Origin of the sequence: Corynebacterium sp. NML130628 (genome assembly GCF_001875665.1) — a bacterium.
In the GTDB taxonomy this organism is placed as follows: domain Bacteria; phylum Actinomycetota; class Actinomycetes; order Mycobacteriales; family Mycobacteriaceae; genus Corynebacterium.
Genome location: NZ_MLAL01000016.1, coordinates 311,020 through 330,766 on the forward strand (window position 1 = coordinate 311,020; position 19,747 = coordinate 330,766).

The 19,747-nt window shown below is 56.7% G+C and carries 19 protein-coding genes; all 19 read left to right on the forward strand.

Translation table 11 applies throughout. The annotated features are described in order from the left end of the window. Window positions 1-82: 82 nt before the first annotated feature. The 19 genes from metK to secG all read left to right on the forward strand — a co-directional run bounded on the left by metK (window position 83) and on the right by secG (window position 19,724). Window positions 83-1,309, forward strand: coding sequence for a methionine adenosyltransferase (metK, locus tag BJP07_RS04460; RefSeq protein ID WP_071566248.1), 1,227 nt, complete (start codon window positions 83-85; stop codon window positions 1,307-1,309). Between the two features lie 11 nt (window positions 1,310-1,320). After that, on the forward strand, window positions 1,321-3,330 hold the full coding sequence (locus BJP07_RS04465; protein WP_071566249.1) for a primosomal protein N': 2,010 nt from the start codon (window positions 1,321-1,323) through the stop codon (window positions 3,328-3,330). Window positions 3,331-3,371: 41 nt separating this feature from the next. Then, window positions 3,372-3,872, forward strand: coding sequence for a peptide deformylase (gene def / locus BJP07_RS04470; RefSeq protein ID WP_071566250.1), 501 nt, complete (start codon window positions 3,372-3,374; stop codon window positions 3,870-3,872). Beyond that, entirely contained in the window at window positions 3,872-4,804 is a 933-nt protein-coding gene (gene fmt / locus BJP07_RS04475) for a methionyl-tRNA formyltransferase (RefSeq protein ID WP_071566251.1), read from the forward strand. Before def ends, fmt begins: the two co-directional genes overlap by 1 nt. Beyond that, window positions 4,801-6,255 carry an RsmB/NOP family class I SAM-dependent RNA methyltransferase gene (locus BJP07_RS04480; protein WP_071566252.1) on the forward strand — a complete coding sequence of 485 codons (1,455 nt, stop codon included), beginning with the start codon at window positions 4,801-4,803 and terminating at the stop codon, window positions 6,253-6,255. The genes fmt and BJP07_RS04480 overlap by 4 nt, the downstream gene beginning before the upstream one ends. A 4-nt stretch (window positions 6,256-6,259) precedes the next feature. Next, window positions 6,260-6,925: a ribulose-phosphate 3-epimerase gene (gene rpe / locus BJP07_RS04485; protein WP_071566253.1), complete on the forward strand. Its 666-nt coding sequence runs from the start codon at window positions 6,260-6,262 to the stop codon at window positions 6,923-6,925. Then, complete coding sequence (ribD, locus tag BJP07_RS04490; RefSeq protein ID WP_143109674.1) at window positions 6,925-7,887, forward strand: bifunctional diaminohydroxyphosphoribosylaminopyrimidine deaminase/5-amino-6-(5-phosphoribosylamino)uracil reductase RibD; 963 nt, start codon at window positions 6,925-6,927, stop codon at window positions 7,885-7,887. The genes rpe and ribD overlap by 1 nt, the downstream gene beginning before the upstream one ends. Further along, window positions 7,887-8,474: a riboflavin synthase gene (locus BJP07_RS04495; protein WP_083584079.1), complete on the forward strand. Its 588-nt coding sequence runs from the start codon at window positions 7,887-7,889 to the stop codon at window positions 8,472-8,474. The genes ribD and BJP07_RS04495 overlap by 1 nt, the downstream gene beginning before the upstream one ends. 11 nt (window positions 8,475-8,485) lie before the next feature. Continuing rightward, entirely contained in the window at window positions 8,486-9,754 is a 1,269-nt protein-coding gene (locus BJP07_RS04500; protein ID WP_071566400.1) for a bifunctional 3,4-dihydroxy-2-butanone-4-phosphate synthase/GTP cyclohydrolase II, read from the forward strand. After that, window positions 9,755-10,243 (forward strand): 6,7-dimethyl-8-ribityllumazine synthase, encoded by a 489-nt coding sequence (gene ribH, locus BJP07_RS04505; RefSeq protein WP_071566256.1) that lies wholly within the window; start codon window positions 9,755-9,757, stop codon window positions 10,241-10,243. It begins immediately after the preceding gene. 45 nt (window positions 10,244-10,288) lie between these two features. Beyond that, window positions 10,289-10,822, forward strand: a complete 534-nt coding sequence (locus BJP07_RS04510) for a PH domain-containing protein (protein WP_071566257.1) — start codon at window positions 10,289-10,291, stop codon at window positions 10,820-10,822. Window positions 10,823-10,837: 15 nt separating this feature from the next. Next, window positions 10,838-12,913: an excinuclease ABC subunit UvrC gene (gene uvrC / locus BJP07_RS04515; RefSeq protein WP_071566258.1), complete on the forward strand. Its 2,076-nt coding sequence runs from the start codon at window positions 10,838-10,840 to the stop codon at window positions 12,911-12,913. 13 nt (window positions 12,914-12,926) lie between these two features. Further along, window positions 12,927-13,817, forward strand: coding sequence for an RNase adapter RapZ (gene rapZ, locus BJP07_RS04520; protein ID WP_071566259.1), 891 nt, complete (start codon window positions 12,927-12,929; stop codon window positions 13,815-13,817). A gap of 37 nt (window positions 13,818-13,854) precedes the next feature. After that, the gene (yvcK, locus tag BJP07_RS04525; RefSeq protein WP_071566260.1) at window positions 13,855-14,823 is read left to right on the forward strand and encodes a uridine diphosphate-N-acetylglucosamine-binding protein YvcK; all 969 of its coding nucleotides are present in this window, start codon (window positions 13,855-13,857) and stop codon (window positions 14,821-14,823) included. Window positions 14,824-14,870: 47 nt separating this feature from the next. Further along, window positions 14,871-15,845: a DNA-binding protein WhiA gene (gene whiA / locus BJP07_RS04530; RefSeq protein ID WP_083584080.1), complete on the forward strand. Its 975-nt coding sequence runs from the start codon at window positions 14,871-14,873 to the stop codon at window positions 15,843-15,845. A 381-nt stretch (window positions 15,846-16,226) separates the two neighbouring features. After that, window positions 16,227-17,240, forward strand: a complete 1,014-nt coding sequence (gene gap / locus BJP07_RS04535) for a type I glyceraldehyde-3-phosphate dehydrogenase (RefSeq protein ID WP_071566262.1) — start codon at window positions 16,227-16,229, stop codon at window positions 17,238-17,240. A gap of 107 nt (window positions 17,241-17,347) precedes the next feature. Further along, entirely contained in the window at window positions 17,348-18,565 is a 1,218-nt protein-coding gene (gene pgk, locus BJP07_RS04540; RefSeq protein WP_071566263.1) for a phosphoglycerate kinase, read from the forward strand. 24 nt (window positions 18,566-18,589) lie between these two features. Next, complete coding sequence (gene tpiA / locus BJP07_RS04545) at window positions 18,590-19,372, forward strand: triose-phosphate isomerase (protein ID WP_071566401.1); 783 nt, start codon at window positions 18,590-18,592, stop codon at window positions 19,370-19,372. 115 nt (window positions 19,373-19,487) lie between these two features. Beyond that, a complete protein-coding gene (gene secG / locus BJP07_RS04550) occupies window positions 19,488-19,724 on the forward strand; it encodes a preprotein translocase subunit SecG (RefSeq protein ID WP_071566264.1) in 237 nt (78 codons plus the stop codon). Window positions 19,725-19,747: the final 23 nt, after the last annotated feature.

Genomic DNA, 19,747 nt, shown 5'->3' on the forward strand with positions numbered 1-19,747 from the left:
AGTGCATTGAATCAACGGTCGGCGATTGTCAGTCTTCGCAGGCCACTTTCCGTAGGAATTTGAGAGCAAAAGGAAGACCGCTTTGTCTACACGTGATTCTGGTAAGTACTACCGATTGTTCACCAGCGAATCAGTGACCGAAGGGCACCCAGACAAGATTTGCGACGCAATCTCAGATGCGATTCTCGATGATATGCTCAGGCAGGACCCGACATCGCGTGTTGCCATCGAAACGCTCGTTACGACCGGGCAAGTGCACGTCGTCGGCGAGGTGAAAACTGAAGCCTATTCGAATATTGCCAAGATTGTGCGCGATAAGTTGGTTGGGATCGGGTTCTCCTCGTCTGAGGTTGGGTTCGATGGCCGCACGTGTGGGGTGAATATTGCCATTGGAGATCAGTCTGCTGAAATCTCTGATGGCGTGTCGTTCTCTCAGGAGTCCCGAGAGAACGACACGATCGAAGTACTGAACCAGACTGGCGCCGGCGACCAGGGCTTGATGTTCGGCTATGCGACCAATGAAACCGAAGAGTACATGCCGCTTCCGATCGCTCTCGCGCATCGTCTGGCAAGACGCCTGACCGAGGTAAGAAAGATGGGTACCGTCGTTGGGCTGCGACCAGATGGGAAGACCCAGGTGACGTTCGCCTACGACGGCGATACGCCAGTGGCTTTGGACACGGTAGTTATTTCTACGCAGCACGACCCTGACTTTGTCGGGGAGGCCCTCGAAAACGCGCTTCGTACGCATGTGCTCGAGTGGGTTATTGCAGACGCAGGACTGGAGAAGTTTTACACCGAAGACACCAAGCTTTTGGTGAATCCGTCTGGGTCGTTCGTATTAGGTGGGCCGATGGGGGATGCCGGGCTGACCGGCCGAAAGATCATCGTGGACACCTATGGTGGCACGGCGCGCCATGGAGGAGGCGCGTTTTCCGGTAAGGATCCTTCAAAAGTTGATCGTTCTGCGGCGTATGCAACCCGCTGGGTAGCAAAGAACATTTGCGCTGCCGGCTTGGCGGACCGTTGTGAGGTTCAGGTTGCGTACGCGATCGGCAGGGCCACGCCGGTTGGACTTTACGTTGAGACATTCGGCACCGCGGCCGAAGGACTCACAGATGAATCCATCCAGCAGGCGGTTGAAAAAGTCTTTGATCTGCGCCCTGCTGCGATTATTCAAGAGCTTGACCTTCTTCGGCCGATCTATGCTCAGACTGCTGCGTATGGCCACTTCGGCCGCACAGACGTCGATTTGCCGTGGGAACAGCTCAATAAGGTGGACGACCTGCGAGCAGCCGCAGGGCTGTAAGGCAAGGCTTGATGTCGAAACAGCCCGCGTCAACCCTTCCTATTGCCAAGGTGCTGCCGCAGCTTGGATTGGTGCAACTTGACCGTACCTTTGACTACTACGTCGCAGAAGAGCAGTCGGAGGACGCGAAGCCGGGGACGCGGGTGAGGGTGCGGTTTGCAGGTCGCCTCGTCGACGGACTAGTGCTCGATAGGACAGATGCTCCCGAGCATGCGGGTAGCCTCCGTTATCTCGAGAGAGTCATTTCCCCAGAGATAGTCGCTCCCATCCAGCTTCGTCAACTTGTTGACGCACTCGCCGAGCGCTACGCCGGGGTGAGATCTGACATATACCGCTCAGCTATCCCTCCTCGGCATAAGAAAGCCGAGGAGACAGACACATCAACGCCGTGGGGAGAGCTCGGAGAAACTACCGAGCCTGATCTTTCAGCGTGGAGTACGTATCAATTCGGCGAATCCTTCGTCGACGCGGTGCTGGCCGGGAAGTTGGTGCGCGCCGCGTGGCAGGTGGCGCCAGACACGTCGTGGGCGGAGGCGGTAGCTGCCCTGGTAGCCAAGGTCGCGCTTGATGGTGGCGGCGCACTGGTAGTAGTTCCTGACCAACGCGATGTGGACAGCCTTGAGGCGGAGCTAAAGCAAGTTGTAGGTCCTCGGCAGATAAGCACGCTGACTTCGGCGCTGGGACCACAGGCGCGGTATTCGCGCTATCTTTCGGCGCTGCACGGACAGGCCAGGATTGTGGTTGGCACCCGCTCCGCAGCGTTTGCGCCGGTTCAGAACCTCCAGCTGCTCGTGCTTATGGATGACGGCAACGATAACCTCGTTGACCCACGCGAACCCTATGTCCATGCACGAGAGGTATTGACGACGCGCTCCGCGCTGGAGCACGTCTCGCTCATTATCGGCGGCGTTGCGCGGACCGCAGAAACCCAAATGCTTGTTGAATCTGGATGGATGCATGGGTTGGAGGCGTCGAAAACTACGATCCGGGAGCGGATGCCTCGAATCTACGCGGCAGGAGACTCAGACTATGCGTTGGAGCGTGACCCACGGGCGAGGCAGGCTAGGCTGCCTTCGGTGGCGTTTCAGTCTGCGAACCGGGCGCTCGAGCGGGATCGTCCAGTGCTGTTCCAAGTACCACGTGCTGGGTACATTCGTGCTCTCGCATGTGGGGAGTGCCGAACGCCTTCACGCTGCCGTTCCTGCAACGGACCCCTTGAGTTACCGCAAAGCGGGGATGCTTCTGCGCCCACATGTCGATGGTGTGGCCGAATCGATCCATCATTTCGCTGTGCTGCCTGCGGGTCGAGGAAGCTACGTGCGGTGGTGCTAGGGACCGACCGGACTGCGGAGGAGCTCGGAAGAGCGTTTCCCCAAGTTCGGGTGCGGAACTCTTCAGGTGAGAAGATACTGGCAGAAGTTGAACCTCGGGCTCAGCTTGTCGTTGCGACACCCGGGGCAGAACCGTTCGTACAGGGCGGGTATGGAGCCGCAGTCTTGATGGATCCTTGGGCGTTACTGCAACGGCCGGACTTACGCGCCGCGGAGGAGACGTTTTCCAAATGGATCGCAGCTGCAGCGCTGGTCGAGCCACACACACGTGGGGGAGAAGTCGTTGTGACGGCGGACCCAGCGATCGCGGTAGTGCAGTTTTTTCTTCGTTGGGACCCATCGGGGTACGCGGAGCTTGAATTAGAGCACCGACGAGAGGTGTCGTTCCCGCCGACTGCGCACGTCGCAGTTGTGGATGCTCCTCGGGTTGCCTTGGAAGACTATTTTGCCAATGTTTCGCTGCCCCCAAACACTGAGCTGTTAGGCCCGGTGGATTTGCCATCCGGGGTTACGCTTCCAGGTACCTGGGATCAACGACAGTATGGCCCTGCACAACGAATGTTGGTGCGTTGTCCGGTGCAAGACCGCAACGGGTTGGGGAGAGCACTGCGGGCAGGGTTAATCAGTCGGGCTACTCGGAAGCAGGATCTGCCGCTTCGGGTGCAGGTTGACCCGTTGCATATCGGATAGCGTTGCAACGTCAATGTTACGGCTGGGTAGACTATCGAGCCATGACAGTTCGTAGACTTCGACTACTCGGGGACCCCGTGCTTAACCAGGTCGCAAAAGAGGTTACTGAGTTCGGTATCGGGATTCGTTCACTGGTCAACGACATGTTCGACACGATGGATGACGCAGGAGGGGTTGGACTGGCTGCGAATCAGATTGGTCACAGCCTGCGAGTGTTCGTCTTTGACTGCCAGGGGATGCGAGGTCATATCGTCAATCCAACCTGGAGGGCGCTTGATGGTCAGCGGCAGCTTAGTGTCGAGGGGTGCCTGTCCATCCCTGGGGTGCGAGCGAACGTCGATCGGTTTCGCTCGGTAGTCTGCAATGGCGTCGACATAGAAGGGCGTCCGGTAGCAATCTTGGGAACAGGACTGCTTGCACGGTGCATCCAGCATGAGACTGACCATCTCGACGGCACCGTGTTCCTGGAGCGTTTGTCCGCAGAGGAAAAGAAACTAGCATTGTCTCAAGTTCGTACATCCATGTGGTGGAAGGAGCAGTAATGCGTATTGTGTTTGCGGGAACGCCAGAGCCAGCCGTCGTGGCCCTGGAAGCGTTGTTGAAGTCAAATCATGAAGTGGTCGCGGTGCTCACGCGACCAGATGCTCCAAAAGGGAGGGGGAGGACGCTTCATCCTTCGCCCGTGAAACAAATCGCGCTTGAGCACGGCATTGAGGTGCTCGAACCGACAACGCTTCGCAACAACGAGGAGATCGCGAACCGGTTACGCGAGTTGGCCCCGGATGCCATCCCCGTTGTGGCATACGGAAACCTCGTTCCGGCCTCGTTACTAGACTTACCGCGACATGGGTGGGTGAATCTTCATTTTTCGCTTCTCCCTGAGTTTCGAGGAGCGGCTCCTGTACAGGCGGCAATCCTGGCTGGTTTGACGACGACGGGGGCTACTACCTTCCGCATCGACGAAGGACTCGATACGGGGCCTATCTTAGCTACGTTCGAGGAAACAATTGCGCCGACCGATACAGCAGATGACCTCCTGACCAGACTGGCGTACAAGGGCGCAGACTTGCTTGTGGAAACAATGGACGGACTCGGTACCAACAGCGTTGTTGCTAGACCACAGCCCGCCGAAGGCACCTATGCGCCGAAGATCCAAAGCAAAGACGCCCGCATCAGGTGGGACTTCGACGCCGATGTGGTTGATCGCACGATCCGGGCATACACCCCGGGTCCCGGTGCGTGGACAATGCTCGGAGAACAACGTTTTAAAATTGGTCCTGTGACGCTCAGCGACTCGAATACGCTTGGAGTGGGCGAAGTTGCCGTCGAAAAGAATCAGGTACGAGTAGGAACTGGCAGCGTTGATGTCATCCTGCAAGAGATTCAACCACCAGGGAAGAAGCGTATGGCTGCAGACGCGTGGGGCCGTGGCCTCTCAACTGAGTTCGTGGAAGCGGGAGTGAAGTTTGCATGAGTGGAGGATTTAGGTCCAGGTCTGCGGGGCGTCGTAAAGAAACACCAAGAAGCAAACAGCCACCAAAGAGAGGAAAGAAGCGCCCCAGCACTGAAATACCTCGGGTAGAAATCGGTGATCCCGCCAGGGAAGCGGCATGGTCGACGTTAATGCGCGTCGATGTTGATGGCGCATTTGCAAACCTTGTGCTTCCGGGTATCCTCCGCACGCACAAAGTGCGTGGGAAAGATGCTGCCTTCGCAACAGAGCTCACGTACGGCGCGCTGCGTTCGTTGGGTGTGCTTGATGTTGTCCTCCAGGAGTGCTCGACCCGCGACATCGCGAGCCTGGATGCGGAGGTGCGCGCAGCGTTGCGTCTTGGCGCGTACCAGTTGCTGTTTACCAGAGTTGGGCAGCACGCCGCGGTTGATACGTCGGTTCAGTTAGTCATCAGCGCGGGGCGTCAGGGGGCGAAGGGCTTTGCAAACGCGGTATTGCGGACTGTGAGCCGCCAAACTCCCCAGCACTGGATGGATAGCTGTAAACCAGAAGACGCGCTGGAGCGTATTGCGTTCGAACACTCACACCCCGTGTGGATCGCGCGTTCGTTTGCCGCGACCTTGGGGGTTGATGCTGATGACCCGGAACTGGCGAACGCTCTTGAGGCTGACTCGGAACGACCAATCGTGCACCTTGTTGCGCGACCTGGCGAGATCTCCGCGGAGGAGCTAGCCCTCATCACCGGAGGAGACACCGGCAAGTATTCCCCGTACGCAGTTTATTTGCCGGAGGGCAATCCAGGCGAGTTGCAGCCGGTTCGTGACGGACTCGCTGCGGTCCAGGACGAAGGATCTCAGCTGATAGCAAGGGCGCTTGTCCAAGCAGAAGTCGCCGATGATCAGGGACGGTGGCTCGACCTCTGCGCTGGCCCAGGCGGGAAGGCTGCTTTCATCGGTTCTCTAGCGGCAATTGACGGGGCGCGTGTGGATGCGATTGAGGTCGCACCACATCGTGCTCAACTGGTGGAGAAAGCAACTAAAGGCTTACCTGTGCACGTTCGCACGGGTGACGCCACGGCGATCGCCCTCGAGACAGGGTACGACCGAGTGCTTGTCGACGCCCCCTGCTCGGGCCTGGGATCACTTCGGCGTCGGCCTGAAGCACGCTGGACAAAGCGCGAATCGGATATCGCCTCGCTTACGCAATTACAACTTAACTTGCTGAACACTGCCATCGCCGCGGCAAAGCCAGGCGGGGTGATCCTGTATTCGACCTGTTCGCCGGATATTCGGGAGACGCGCGGAATCGTAGACGCCGCGTTGGCTTCTGGTGCAGTCGAAGAATGTGACGCGCACCCACTCGTCGCGCCGATGGAGAACGTTGGCGATTTTAAGAGCGTGCAGATGTGGCCTCACCGACACGGAACTGATGCAATGTTCTTCGCGGTACTTCGCAAGAAAACACTAGGGTAGAGGCATGATTTATATTGCGCCGTCGATCCTTGCAGCGAATTACGCAGCTCTGGGTGAGGATATCGAAAAAGTTCCGAACGCCGACATGCTCCACGTGGACATTATGGACGGCCACTTCGTTCCAAACCTCTCGTTTGGGCCAGATGTGACAAAAGCCGTCAACGGTGTCACCGACCAATTCCTCGATATGCACTTGATGATCGAGGAGCCGGAGCGTTGGTTCGAGACCTACGCCCGGTCTGGTGGCGATCGCATGATTTTCCACGTCGAGGCAACGGATGATCACGTCGCTGCTGCACAGCAGTGCCATGATCTGGGAGTACAGGCGGGGTTTGCGATTAAACCCGGAACCCCAATCGAGCCATACCTCGACGACCTCGAGCGCTTTGAAGAGGTGCTAGTGATGAGTGTTGAACCGGGTTTCGGTGGGCAGAAGTTCATGCCCGAGGTGCTTTCGAAGGTGTTTACCCTTCGCGACCACATCCAGGCAGCTGGATTGTCGACAGTCATTGGCATCGATGGCGGAATTGCGAACGCTACGATTGCACAGGCAGCGGAAGCCGGGGTCGACGCGTTCGTCGCTGGATCGGCAGTGTTCGGCGCCGATAATCCAGCGCAAGCTGTAGACACATTGCGCCGGATGGCGAAAGAAGCGGCTGGCATCGCGTGATCGAAGCAGCTATCGCAGTCGGCGATTCGGTCCGTGGAACGACGAGCCCTAATCCACCCGTCGGTTGCGCTCTCTACGACAGCGACGGGCGCCTCATTGCTACCGGGGCGACCGCCCCAGCAGGAGGTCCGCATGCGGAAGTCCAGGCGCTACGCGCGGCAGGTCCTGCGGCGAGAAGTGCAACGGCAGTCGTCACGTTAGAGCCGTGTAACCACACAGGCAAGACCGGGCCTTGTACAGAGGCGCTCGTCGCTGCGGGCGTGTCCAAGGTTGTGTATCTCACGGCGGACCCGAACCCTGTTGCCTCTGGCGGAGCTGAGCGGCTTCAAGCTGCGGGTATTGACGTCCGCTTCGAGCCACACCGTGTTGATGCCCTGCAGCCCTGGATTTCCTCAATACGCCATCACCGGGTGAGCGTCACGGCAAAGTTTGCGATGACCTTCGATGGGTTCACCGCAGCTATTGACGGCTCGAGTCAGTGGATTACTGGAACCGCAGCACGACAGTTCGTACATCGTGACCGCGCCCATCGTGATGCCATCATCGTCGGGACGGGCACCGCAATCGCCGACAATCCTTCACTCACCGCGCGTAGAGCAGATGGCACGCTGTATCCACATCAGCCACGCCGCGTCGTTGTTGGGACGCGGGAGGTGCCTGCAGGCAATTTGACCAGGTTGGGCTTTTTGCAGTATCCGTCCCCGGAAGCAGCATGCGACGCACTTTGGGCGCTCGGCGCCCGTGACGTACTTGTTGAGGGCGGGGCGAGCCTATTGCGTAGCTTCATTTCCAGCGGCGTCGTTGACAGGGTCCAAGCCTATATTGCGCCGAAGTTACTGGGGCAGGGGCGATCGGTGCTGGACGCTGCAGTGGCGCGTACGATAGGCGACGCGTTCGAATACAAGATTTCCGACGTTCGCCGACTTGGCGAAGACGTATTGATAGAAATGGAGACTGCATAGTGTTTACAGGTCTGGTTGAGGAAGTCGGGTCGGTGGTGTCAATCGAGCCTCTCAACGACGCAGTTCGGATCTGTATCGGCGCTGAGGCCGTGCTGGCAGACGTCAACCTCGGGGACTCAATCGCAGTCGACGGGGTGTGCCTCACGGTCGTGGAAGCAACCGAAACCGCATTTACGGCAGACGTCATGTTGGAAACTTTGCGGCGCTCTCGGATTGGTGAGTATTCGGAGGGGACCCGCGTGAACCTTGAACGGGCACTGGCTGCCGGGGATAGGCTTGGCGGGCATATTGTCCAAGGCCACGTTGACGCAGTGGTCACCTTGCAGCATCGCTCGCCTGCAGAGCACTGGGATCTGTTGCGCTTTTCCCTTCCCAACAGTATGCGGAGGTACGTCGTGGAGAAAGGGTCCATCGCGATCAGTGGGATCTCTTTGACCGTTACTGCCGTAGGCGAGGATTGGTTTGAGGTTTCTCTTATCCCGGCCACTCTGGAGGCTACGACCGCAGGCGCGTGGAAACCAGGGGATATGGTCAATATTGAAGTCGATATCATTGCTAAATACGTTGAGAATATGGTGAGGCACTAACATTGGGTTCCATGAATGCTCCTCAGGACATCGTTGGACGTAATTCTCGGCTTGATTCAGTCGAAGATGCAGTAGCAGCTATAGCGCGTGGTGAAGCTGTCGTTGTTGTAGACAACGAGAATCGGGAAAACGAAGGGGACCTGATCTTCGCCGCCGAGTTCGCTACCCCAGAGCTTGTCGCTTTTATGGTGCGATACACCTCTGGCTATATTTGCGTACCGCTCGAAGACGAGCGAGCGGATGAGCTCCAATTGCCACCGATGGTCGCGCATAATGAGGACGCCCGCGGCACCGCGTACACGGTGACTGTCGATGCCGCGACAGGGACGACTGGAATTTCAGCGACGTCCAGGGCAGAGACCATTCGGCGTCTCGTTGATACGAACTTCGGGCCACACGACTTCACACGTCCGGGACATATCGTGCCGTTGCGCGCTCGTCGGGGAGGCGTGCTCTCGCGCGATGGCCATACAGAAGCCGCTGTTGATCTCGCCCGGATGGCAGGACTCGCCCCGTGCGGTGTCCTGTGCGAGATCGTGTCCGAAGAGGACCCGACAGATATGGCACGATTCGACGAACTGCGCAAGTTCAGCGATGAGCATGGTCTGAAGATGATTTCCATTGAGCAGCTCATTGCCTATCGACGCCGTCATGAGATGACCGTTGAACGAACTGTTGAAACCACGCTGCCTACTGAGTTCGGAACATTTACTGCATACGGTTACCGCAACCGAATAGACGGTTCAGAGCACATCGCGTTAGTCGTTGGCGACGTTGCTCAAAGTGATGATGCGCTGGTGCGAGTTCATTCTGAATGCCTGACCGGCGATGCTTTTGCGTCGAAGCGATGCGACTGTGGTCCGCAGCTTCATGAGTCCATGCGCCGGATTCAGGAAAAGGGGTGTGGCGTCATCGTGTACGTTCGTGGACACGAGGGGCGCGGTATCGGACTTCTTGCAAAGCTCGAGGCCTATCGTCTGCAGGATGAGGGGTTGGACACTGTTGACGCTAATCTCGAACAAGGCTTGCCAATCGACGCCCGTGAGTACTCAGTGGCCGGACAAGTGTTAAAAGACCTTGGTATCATTTCGTTTACACTGTTATCCAACAATCCGGAAAAGGTGGAAGCGCTCAGTGGTTTTGGTCCGATCGTGAAGGAGCGGGCTCGAATCGAAATTGTGCCTACCCACGAAAATATCCGGTACTTACGAACCAAGCAGTCACGCATGGGGCATGATCTCCCCTTGGCTGCATCTTGGACAGAGCAGGAGGAGAAGTAGATGGCCACTGGCGGTGCCCCCGATACCCAAACACTGAATGGCGAGGGGTACACAATCGCCATCGTTTCGACACGATGGAACGAGAAGATTGTGGAACCTCTTCGAGATCGTGCCACCACGACTGCTCGTGAAATGGGCGCCAAGTACGCCGAATACACCGTCGCGGGCGCGCTTGAACTACCTGTTGTAGTCCAAGCATGCGCACAGCGTTATGACGCTGTCGTGGCCCTCGGATGTGTCATCCGCGGAGAAACCGCGCACTTTGAGTACGTCTGTGACTCGGTGACAGCAGGACTTACCCGCATCGCGCTTGACGAGTCGACGCCCGTCGGAAACGGTGTGCTTACCGTGGAAGAGGAAGACCAGGCGTACGAGCGCGCCGGGGGCGAGGACGCTAAGGAAGACAAGGGCGCGGAAGCTGTACAAGCCGCCATTGGCGCGCTGATCGAGCTTGAGAAAGTTCGGGCATTCCCGAAGAAGCATTCATAACCGAAAGACGTAGCGTGGGCTACGACAGGCGAGGAGAAAAGAGTAGTGAGCGAAGAACAGTCGGTTGCGCGCAAGATTGATGAAGCGGAGCTTGCATACCTCAACGCACTCGACCCGCACGCGTCGATTTCGACAAAACCGTGGGAGCTGACGATAAGGTCTCCCTTCCTGAAGAAGGTTGCAGCCGTGTGCATATTGATCGTCATGGCGGTGCACATTTTCATGGCAGCAGTCGTCGACGTCGAATTTTCGGGTCTGACTATCACGTGGTTGGACAAGTTCGCATTCGTTGGCGTGGGAATCATTCTTTCAATTCTGACCTGGTTGGTGTTGACCCGCCCCTGCGTTCAAGTCAACGAAGACGGCGTCGAGGTGGCCAACATTATTGGAACGCGCTTTTACCCGTGGCTCGTGATTTATGGGCTCTCGTTTCCAAAGGGCGCCCGTATGGCTCGACTGGAGCTCCCGGAATTCGAATATGTCCCACTGTGGGCGATTCAGGCCGCAGATAAGGAACTGGCGTTACAGGCAGTAGCGGACTTCCGTGAATTGGAAGCAAAATACATGCCGACGGAGTAGGAAGCGTTAAGCGTTTTGGCTGATCCCACCTCCTATCGCCCGGCGCCGGGAACAATCCCAAACGAGCCCGGCGTCTACAAGTTTCGTGATCCTCACGGGCGAGTTGTATACGTTGGTAAGGCGAAGAATCTCCGTGCTCGCTTAGGCAATTATTTTCAACCTCCAGCGCAGCTGCACCCTCGAACTAGGCAAATGGTGTTCACTGCAAGCTCTGTTGAGTGGACCGTCGTGGCTAGCGAAGTTGAAGCGCTGCAACTTGAGTACACATGGATTAAAAAATTTGATCCATGGTTCAACGTGATGTATCGGGACGACAAAACGTATCCCATGCTGGCGGTGAGCGTAAGAGAACGCTATCCCCGGGCGTTTTTCTACCGGGGACCCAAAAGGAAAGGGGTACGGTACTTCGGCCCATTTTCGCATGCTTGGGCGGTACGCGAAACGCTTGATCTATTAACGCGCGTGTTTCCAATTCGCACCTGTTCGAATGGTGTCTTCAACCGCCATGAGTCACTCGGTCGTCCGTGTCTCTTAGGCTACATCGACAAGTGTTCTGCGCCATGCGTGCAGCGGGTAAATCAAGAGGATTATGACGATATTGTTGCTGGCTTCCTCGCGTTTATGGGTGGCCGGACCGAGCATGTCGTGAGGTCGCTCAAGCACCAGATGGCGAGCGCAGCGGAGCAGCTGGAGTTCGAGAAAGCCGCCCGTCTTCGAGACGACCTCGGTGCGCTTGACAAAGTGATGGAGCGCCAGACCGTAGTACTCAGCAGCGATACGGACGCCGACATCATTGCAATTGACAGTGATGAACTCGAAGCAGCCGTGCAGATATTTAACGTACGCAGTGGACGTATTCGTGCACAGCGAGGGTGGGTCGTCGAAAAGACAGGTGACGAGCCAGGCAGCTTGGACAGGCTAGCGGAAGGGGAGAAGGACCCGGCAATTCCTACGCTAATGCAGGACTTTCTCGTGCAGTACTACTCTGATGCCGTCGAACGCGCTGCGCAGGAAAGGAAGGAAGACCTCAAGATCTCGGAGGAGTTTCGTCGAAGGGGCGTCGATAAACAATCACACCAAGAAGCTGCGCCGAACATCCCTGTTCCCCGGGAGATCCTTGTCGCGGAGCTGCCAGAAGAGATGGGGGACGTGTCCGAGCTCCTGTCGCAGCTGCGAGGAGCGCAAGTCGATATCCGAGTTCCAAAGCGAGGAGATAAAGCCGCGTTGATGGAGACGGTGCATCGAAATGCGGCGGAGGCGCTTCACCAACACAAGTTGAAACGCGTCGGAGACCTGACTGCTCGGTCTCAGGCACTGCAGGATATTCAATCGGCGCTGGGAATGGATGAAGCACCACTGCGAATTGAATGCACTGACATTTCGCATATTCAGGGCACGGACGTTGTGGCGTCCCTAGTCGTATTTGAAGACGGACTTCCCAAAAAGAATGACTACAGGCGATACCAGATAAAGGAAGCTGCCGGAGACGGGCGCGCCGACGACGTCGGATCCATCGCAGAAGTAACGCGTCGCAGGTTCAAGCGTTATCACGAGGACAAACTGGCTAATCCCGATGAAGAGGCAGCCAAAATGATGTTCGCGGAGGAAGCGAGCGAGGTCGCCTCAACTGGTAATCAGCGATTTGCGTATCCACCCCAACTATTCATCGTCGATGGCGGAAAACCACAGGTAAATGCCGCTCAAGCGGTTTTCGATGAGCTTGGCATCGTCGATGTCCAGCTCATCGGGCTGGCGAAACGTCTGGAAGAAATTTGGATCGCCGACGACGATGAACCAATCATCTTGCCGAGAAACTCTGATGGCATGTACTTGTTGCAGCAGATCCGTGACGAGGCGCACCGCTTTGCGATTTCCTACCACAGGCAGCAGCGATCAAAGCGAATGCGGGCGTCTGTTCTCGACAATATTCCGGGCCTTGGTCCCACACGTCGAACGGAACTGGTGAAGCACTTTGGTAGTGTCAAACAGATTCGTAAAGCCTCTATTGACCAGTTGCAGGAGGTCGCAGGGGTTGGGCCGAAGCTGGCAGAGACAATTTTTGAGCACCTACACAAAGATGACGAAGGCTAGCTAGTATGGGCCTATGACTTCGCCTTTATTACCTGCTTCTGCATCTCGTCGCCCCGTGATTATCACCGGGCTTTCTGGTGGTGGCTTGTCAACTGCCGCGAAAGTATTCGAAGACAAAGGGTACTTTGTTTCGCAGAATTTGCCACCTCAGCTCATTCTCGATCTCGTGGAGATGTCTACGGCGGAGGACTCGCCGGTTGATCACCTCGCAGTAGTGACAGACGTGCGCGCCAGAATGTTTAACGGTTCGCTCTTGGAGACCATCGAAGCGATTAAAGCGAAGGGCCTTTCGCCGTTTATCTTGTTCCTAGACGCGCGCGACGAAGTCCTCATCCGCCGTTTTGATAGCGTGCGACGCACACACCCGCTGCAGGGTAATGACACCCTGAAAGACGGAATCGAGCGCGAACGCAAGGAGCTCAGTCCTATCCGGGAACGTGCCGACTTAATTATTGATACGACGCACCTCTCCGTCCACGACCTTCGGCGCTCAATTGAGGCCTCCGTGGGAGACCTTTCAGCGCCAAAGCAGCACGTCACCGTGGAATCCTTTGGATTCAAACACGGTACGCCACGAGATGCAGACTTGGTGCTCGATGTTCGATTCTTGCCGAACCCGTTCTGGATCCCCGAGCTACGCGAATTTCGAGGCGTCGATACGCCAGTGTCGGACTATGTGCTGTCACAGCCCGGCGCGAAGGCCTTCGTCGATAATTTCCTGATATTGCTGAAGGACATGCTCAAGGGGTACCGACACGAGGGCAAGGATTTCATCACAGTTGGGATTGGCTGTACCGGTGGACACCACAGGTCCGTAGCTATATCGGAGGAGATCGTCCGACGCCTCCGGGAGTCAGATGATGTAGATGTGAACATTTTGCACCGAGACCTAGAACGCGACTAGCTGCTCCTTATCGTTGGAAAGAAGCACTGAACATATTATGGGACCTGCTTTTACATGCCTTGGGGGAGGCCACGGCTTATATCAAACCCTGTTGGCGGCGCGAGCGGCTAAGGCTCAGGCTATCCACGCCGTCGTTACAGTTGCTGACGACGGGGGATCGTCTGGTCGGCTCCGCCGGGAAATGGAGATCATTCCACCAGGTGACCTACGGATGGCTTTGTCTGCACTGACTGCAACCGACGATGACGGCGTACTGTGGCGCGAAACGCTTCAGCACCGCTTCGGCGGCAATGGTGCGATGGCGGGGCACGCTGTCGGCAATCTGCTGTTAGCCGGGCTGAGCGAAGAACTCGGTGATATGCAGCAGGCTCTAGACATCATTAGCTCGTGGACGCGTGCGGATGGTCGGGTAGTGCCGATGAGCCCAATGCCCCTCGATATTGAGGCGGATGTTGCTGGGCTTGACGATGATCCCCGTGTGTTGCGCTCTGTGCGTGGCCAGGTAGCTGTTGCCACGACACCGGGCACCGTAAGGCGTGTACGCCTCCTCCCGCACAATCCGCCGGCTACCGAGGAAGCGGTGCGTGCAATTATGGATGCGGATGTGGTGACGATTGGCCCAGGATCGTGGTTCTCCTCGGTAATTCCGCACCTGCTCGTACCGGACATCGTCCGTGCGTTGAATGAAACGTCAGCGCTCGTCGTGGTGGTTTTGAACCTTTCGCCTGAGGCAGGGGAGACCCCTGGTTTTAGTACGGAACGACATATTCACGTGTTCGAGCAGCATGCTCCAAACTTGCACGTGGACGTGTTCTTGGCCGATAACTCAATCAGTCCGACAGAGGGCGAACGAGTTCACCTCGCGCGAGCTGCTGGGCGCGTCGGCGGAACGGTACTGTTTCGTGACATCCATGAAATCGACGATCAGCGCAGAAGCACGAACAGACATGACCCAAAGAAGCTCGCCCACGAACTGCTCGCCCTTGCCCATGAGTTTCACGCGTAACGTGCGCTACACTAATTCACCGATGTTTTTGTAGAAAGGATCCCTCGGTGTCGCTGACAGCCAAAACGAAAGACGAGCTGCTTCGAATTCCGCTTGGAGCAAAGTCCGTCGTAGCCGCCGAGGCTTCCGCGTTAGTTCGCTTCGCAGGCAAGCTTGATGCGAGTGTTCACGGACTCACGATGACAGCGGATTTCGCAGAAGAAGCAGTAGCCCGCCGGTTGATGCTCATCCTAGAGACACTCTTTATGTGTTCACCAACATTCACCGTGGTATCACCTGGGTCAGCGACGAAAGAGACGAAATACGAGGTACGACTGGATTCGGGTGTCGAAGCGGTCTATCGCCGCCTCAACCTTCGGACGCAATCAGGGCATCTCGTTGTCGGAATGCCTCCGCAGATTGTTTCGGGAGAAGTTTCTGAAGTAGAGGCAGCATGGAGGGGTGCGTTCCTTGCACGCGGGACATTGACGGAGCCGGGGCGCACTGCAGCTTTGGAAGTCGAGTGTCCGTGTGAGGAAGCAGGGCTCGCCTTGGTAGGGCTCGCCCGTCGACTCGGATGTCAGATCAGACTGCGTGAGTCTCGGGGGGTAGAGCGGGTGCATGTGCGTGATGCAGAGACGATTGGTGTGCTTCTTAGCAGAATGGGTGCTCCACTTGCCCGTTTGGAATGGGATGCAAAACTTCAAGAGAAGCAGGCACAGATGCGCGGTGGACAGCGCCTTGCCACGTTTGACGACGCCAACACCCGTCGAAGCGTACATGCCGCTACGGTTGCTGCACAACGCGTGGAACGTGCTATGGAGGTCCTCGGTGACGATGTTCCTGAGCACCTTGCGGAGGCCGGCTACCTACGAGTTGAGCACCGTCAGGCATCGCTGGAGGAGTTAGGGCGTCTGGCTGATCCGCAAATGACTAAGGATGCAGTGGCCGGACGTATTCGTCGGCTGCTCTCACTTGCAGATAAACGAGCTGCTGAGCTCGGCATTCCGGATACACGTGGAAAGACTCCGAAGACTAGTTAGAGCGCGGTATGGCGCTCTAGCCTATGCGTGTGATTAATATCACGCCTCTCGAATCGCGAGCTTTGTCGGTCCGGAAGATACGACAGTCGGGGGTAAAAGAGATTACCTTTATCGCCGTTTTTGTTATATCTGGTGGGCTCGCGGGGCTAAACAGACATTCTTGGGGCGCGAAAGTGTGAGACGATACCCCCGGTTTTGACGCCAAGATCCTGATGCAACGTTAGGGCACTAATTGTGGCGTTATGCGGCGATGCAAGCGTTGAAATCTCTCGCTAAACTGATGTGCAACGGGCTGAACCAACGAACTCGCCGAGAACGGAAAGAGATTGGTACTGGCCCAAAGCAAGTCTCAACAATTTCCGACATAGAGGAGTAAAGACTGTGACTATTCGTATTGGCATTAATGGCTTTGGTCGTATCGGCCGCTCGGCATTCCGCATCATTCTGGATCAGTACTCGAGCGACCTTGAGGTCGTGAAGATCAATGACCTGACCGACAATAAGACTTTGGCCCACCTTGTCAAGTACGACACAGCGTATGGCCAGCTCGGCCGCGACGTTGAGTACGACGAATCCTCCATCACCGTTGATGGCCACCGCATTGAGGTTACTGAGGAGAAGGACCCATCCAAGCTTGCATGGGGCGATGCAAACGTTGACATCGTCCTTGACTGCACCGGTCGTTTCACCGATGCCAACGATGCAAAGGCTCACATCGAAGCTGGCGCGAAGAAGGTCATCATCTCCGCACCGGGTAAGAACGTTGATGGCACCTACGTCTGGGGCGTCAACCACACTGACTACAGCAATGACCAGCAGATCATCTCTGCTGCATCCTGCACCACGAACTCGCTTGCACCAGTTGCAAAGATTCTGGAAGAGGAGTTCGGCATCAAGTCTGGTTTGATGACCACTATTCACGCTTACACCGGCGACCAGCGCATCCAGGACGCCCCTCACAAGGACCTGCGTCGCGCTCGTGCTGCAGCGCAGAACATCGTTCCAACCACGACTGGTGCAGCTAAGGCTGTGGCCCTGGTTCTGCCGGCGCTTGAGGGCAAATTGGACGGCTTCGCGATGCGCGTGCCAACCATCACCGGCTCTGCAACCGACCTGACCGTCGAGCTGAACAAGGACGTGACGGTCGACGAGATCAACGCAGCGATCAAGAAGGCTGCGCAGGACCCAGAGTTCGGTAAGGCTCTCGAGTACACCGAGGATCCAATTGTTTCCTCTGACATCATCGGAAACACCCACGGTTCCATCTTCGACGCAGGCATGACCCGCGTTATCGACGGCAACCTGGTCAAGCTGATCGCTTGGTACGACAACGAGTGGTCCTACACCTCTCAGTTTGTCCGTATGACGAAGCACGTCGCTGATAACTTGGCATAAGACCTAGAATGGCCCGGGTGTGTAGCACGCACACTTCGGGCCATTTCTTTCGCTAATGCTTGAATAAAAATTACAGCAAACAACCGAAATAACAGAGGAGAGTTCCTATGGCAATGAAAACGCTACAACAGCTTCTGGACGAAGGCGTTGAGGATCGTCATGTCCTGGTCCGTTCCGACTTCAACGTTCCACTTGATGAAGATGGCAACATTACCGATGCCGGGCGTATCGACGCATCGCTGCCAACTTTGAAAGCGCTTTTGGAAGGTGGAGCAAAAGTCATTGTCATGGCTCACCTCGGCCGTCCAAAGGGAGAGGTGAACCCAAAGTTCTCCCTGAAGCCTGTCGCTGAAGCGCTGAGCGAGCGCCTTGGTCAATTCGTAGCGCTTGCCGGCGATGTTTCCGGCGAGGACGCACATGAGCGTGCTAACGGAATTACCGGTGGCGAAATCCTGCTGCTCGAGAATGTTCGTTTCGATCCACGCGAAACTTCGAAGGACGAAGCTGAGCGCGCGGAGTTTGCTGCCGAGCTGGTCGCTCTGGCTGCAGACAACGGAGCGTTTGTTTCCGACGGATTTGGTGTTGTCCACCGTGCACAGACTTCCGTTTACGACGTTGCTAAGAAGCTTCCGGCCTACGCAGGTTACCTCGTTGAAAAGGAAGTCAAGACCCTGAGCAAGGTCAAGGACGCGCCGGATCACCCATACGTTGTCGTTCTTGGTGGATCCAAGGTTTCCGACAAGCTGGGAGTTATTGAGGCGCTCGCTGCAAAGGCGGACAAGGTCATCATCGGTGGTGGCATGTGCTACACCTTCCTCGCTGCGCAGGGCTACAACGTTCAGGAATCTCTGTTGCAGGAAGACATGATCGACACCTGCAAGGACCTGATTGGCCGCTTTGGCGATAAGCTTCTGCTGCCAGAGGACCTTATTGCAGCTTCCGAATTTGCAAAGGATGCAGAAAAGCAGACTGTTGCAGCTGACGCCATCCCAGAAGGCTGGATGTCTCTCGACATCGGTCCGAAGACCGCGGCACGGTACGGCGAGGCTCTGAAGAGCTCGAAGACCGTTTTCTGGAACGGCCCGATGGGCGTCTTCGAATTCCCGGCGTTTGCCGCTGGAACGAAGGCTGTTGCCGAAGCAATGATCGCTGCTACGAAGGACAATCAATCGTTTACGGTTGTCGGTGGCGGTGACTCTGCGGCATCGGTGCGCATTCTGGGTCTCGATGAGGACGGTTTCTCGCACATCTCGACGGGTGGCGGCGCTTCCCTCGAATTGATCGAAGGTAAAGAACTGCCAGGCGTCGCTGTTCTTGCCAAGTAGTCGCTTTTACAAAGGAGTATGAAGATGTCTCGTAAACCGCTTATTGCCGGTAACTGGAAGATGAACCATGACCACCTTGAGGCAATCGCCTCAGCACAGAAGCTGGCGTTTGCTTTCCCTAAGGATGGCTATGAGTTCGTCGACGTCGCACTGACCGTGCCGTTTACTGATCTCCGTTCCATTCAGACCCTCGTTGAGGGCGATAAGTTGCAGATTACATACGGTGCACAGGACGTATCGGCACATGACGCTGGCGCTTACACCGGCGAGGTCTCGGCCTCCATGTTGGAGAAGCTTGGCTGCACATGGGTAGTAGTTGGCCATTCTGAACGCCGCGAATACCACGGTGAAGACGATGAGCTGGTCTCCCGTAAGGCGAAGAAGGCTCTTGACCACAACATGAGCCCAATTGTTTGCGTTGGTGAGCCTCTCAGCATTCGCGAAGAAGGCACCCACGTGGAGTATGTCGTCGAGCAGACGAAGAAGTCCCTTGACGGGCTTGGCAGCGATGAACTCGCGAAGACCGTTATCGCCTACGAGCCTGTATGGGCCATCGGTACGGGCAAGGTTGCGTCGGCGGCTGACGCACAAGAGGTATGCCAGGCTATTCGTGGCCTTATTCGCGATTTGGCAGGTGACGACGTCGCTGAAGGCATCCGTATTCTGTACGGCGGATCTGTAAAGACCGAGACCGTCGGGGAGATCATTGCGCAACCGGACGTTGACGGTGGTCTTGTCGGTGGTGCTTCCCTTGACGGCCAGGACTTTGCTAAGTTGGCTGCTGCCGCAGCACAGGCTGTACAGTAGGCAATTCTGATTCGGTAGCCCGGACGAGAGCGCGTCGAATAACACCAGTTGACGCAATTCGTGTACTCTGGTCCGGGTTACATCAATGTAGGTTTTATAGTGAGGATTTACCACCATGACGTTGGCGCTTGAGATCGTGCTCGTAATCGCGGCGGTCTTGATGACAGTGTTCGTCTTGCTTCACAAAGGCAAGGGGGGCGGGCTTTCGAGCTTGTTCGGTGGTGGCGTCCAGGCCAACCTGTCTGGGTCCACAATCGTGGAGAAGAACCTGGACCGCTACACGATCGTCATCACTCTGATCTGGATTGTGTGCATCATTGGTCTGAATCTCATTCAGACGTTCGCAGCTTAAGCCGCAGCGAAAAGGCCTCCTGG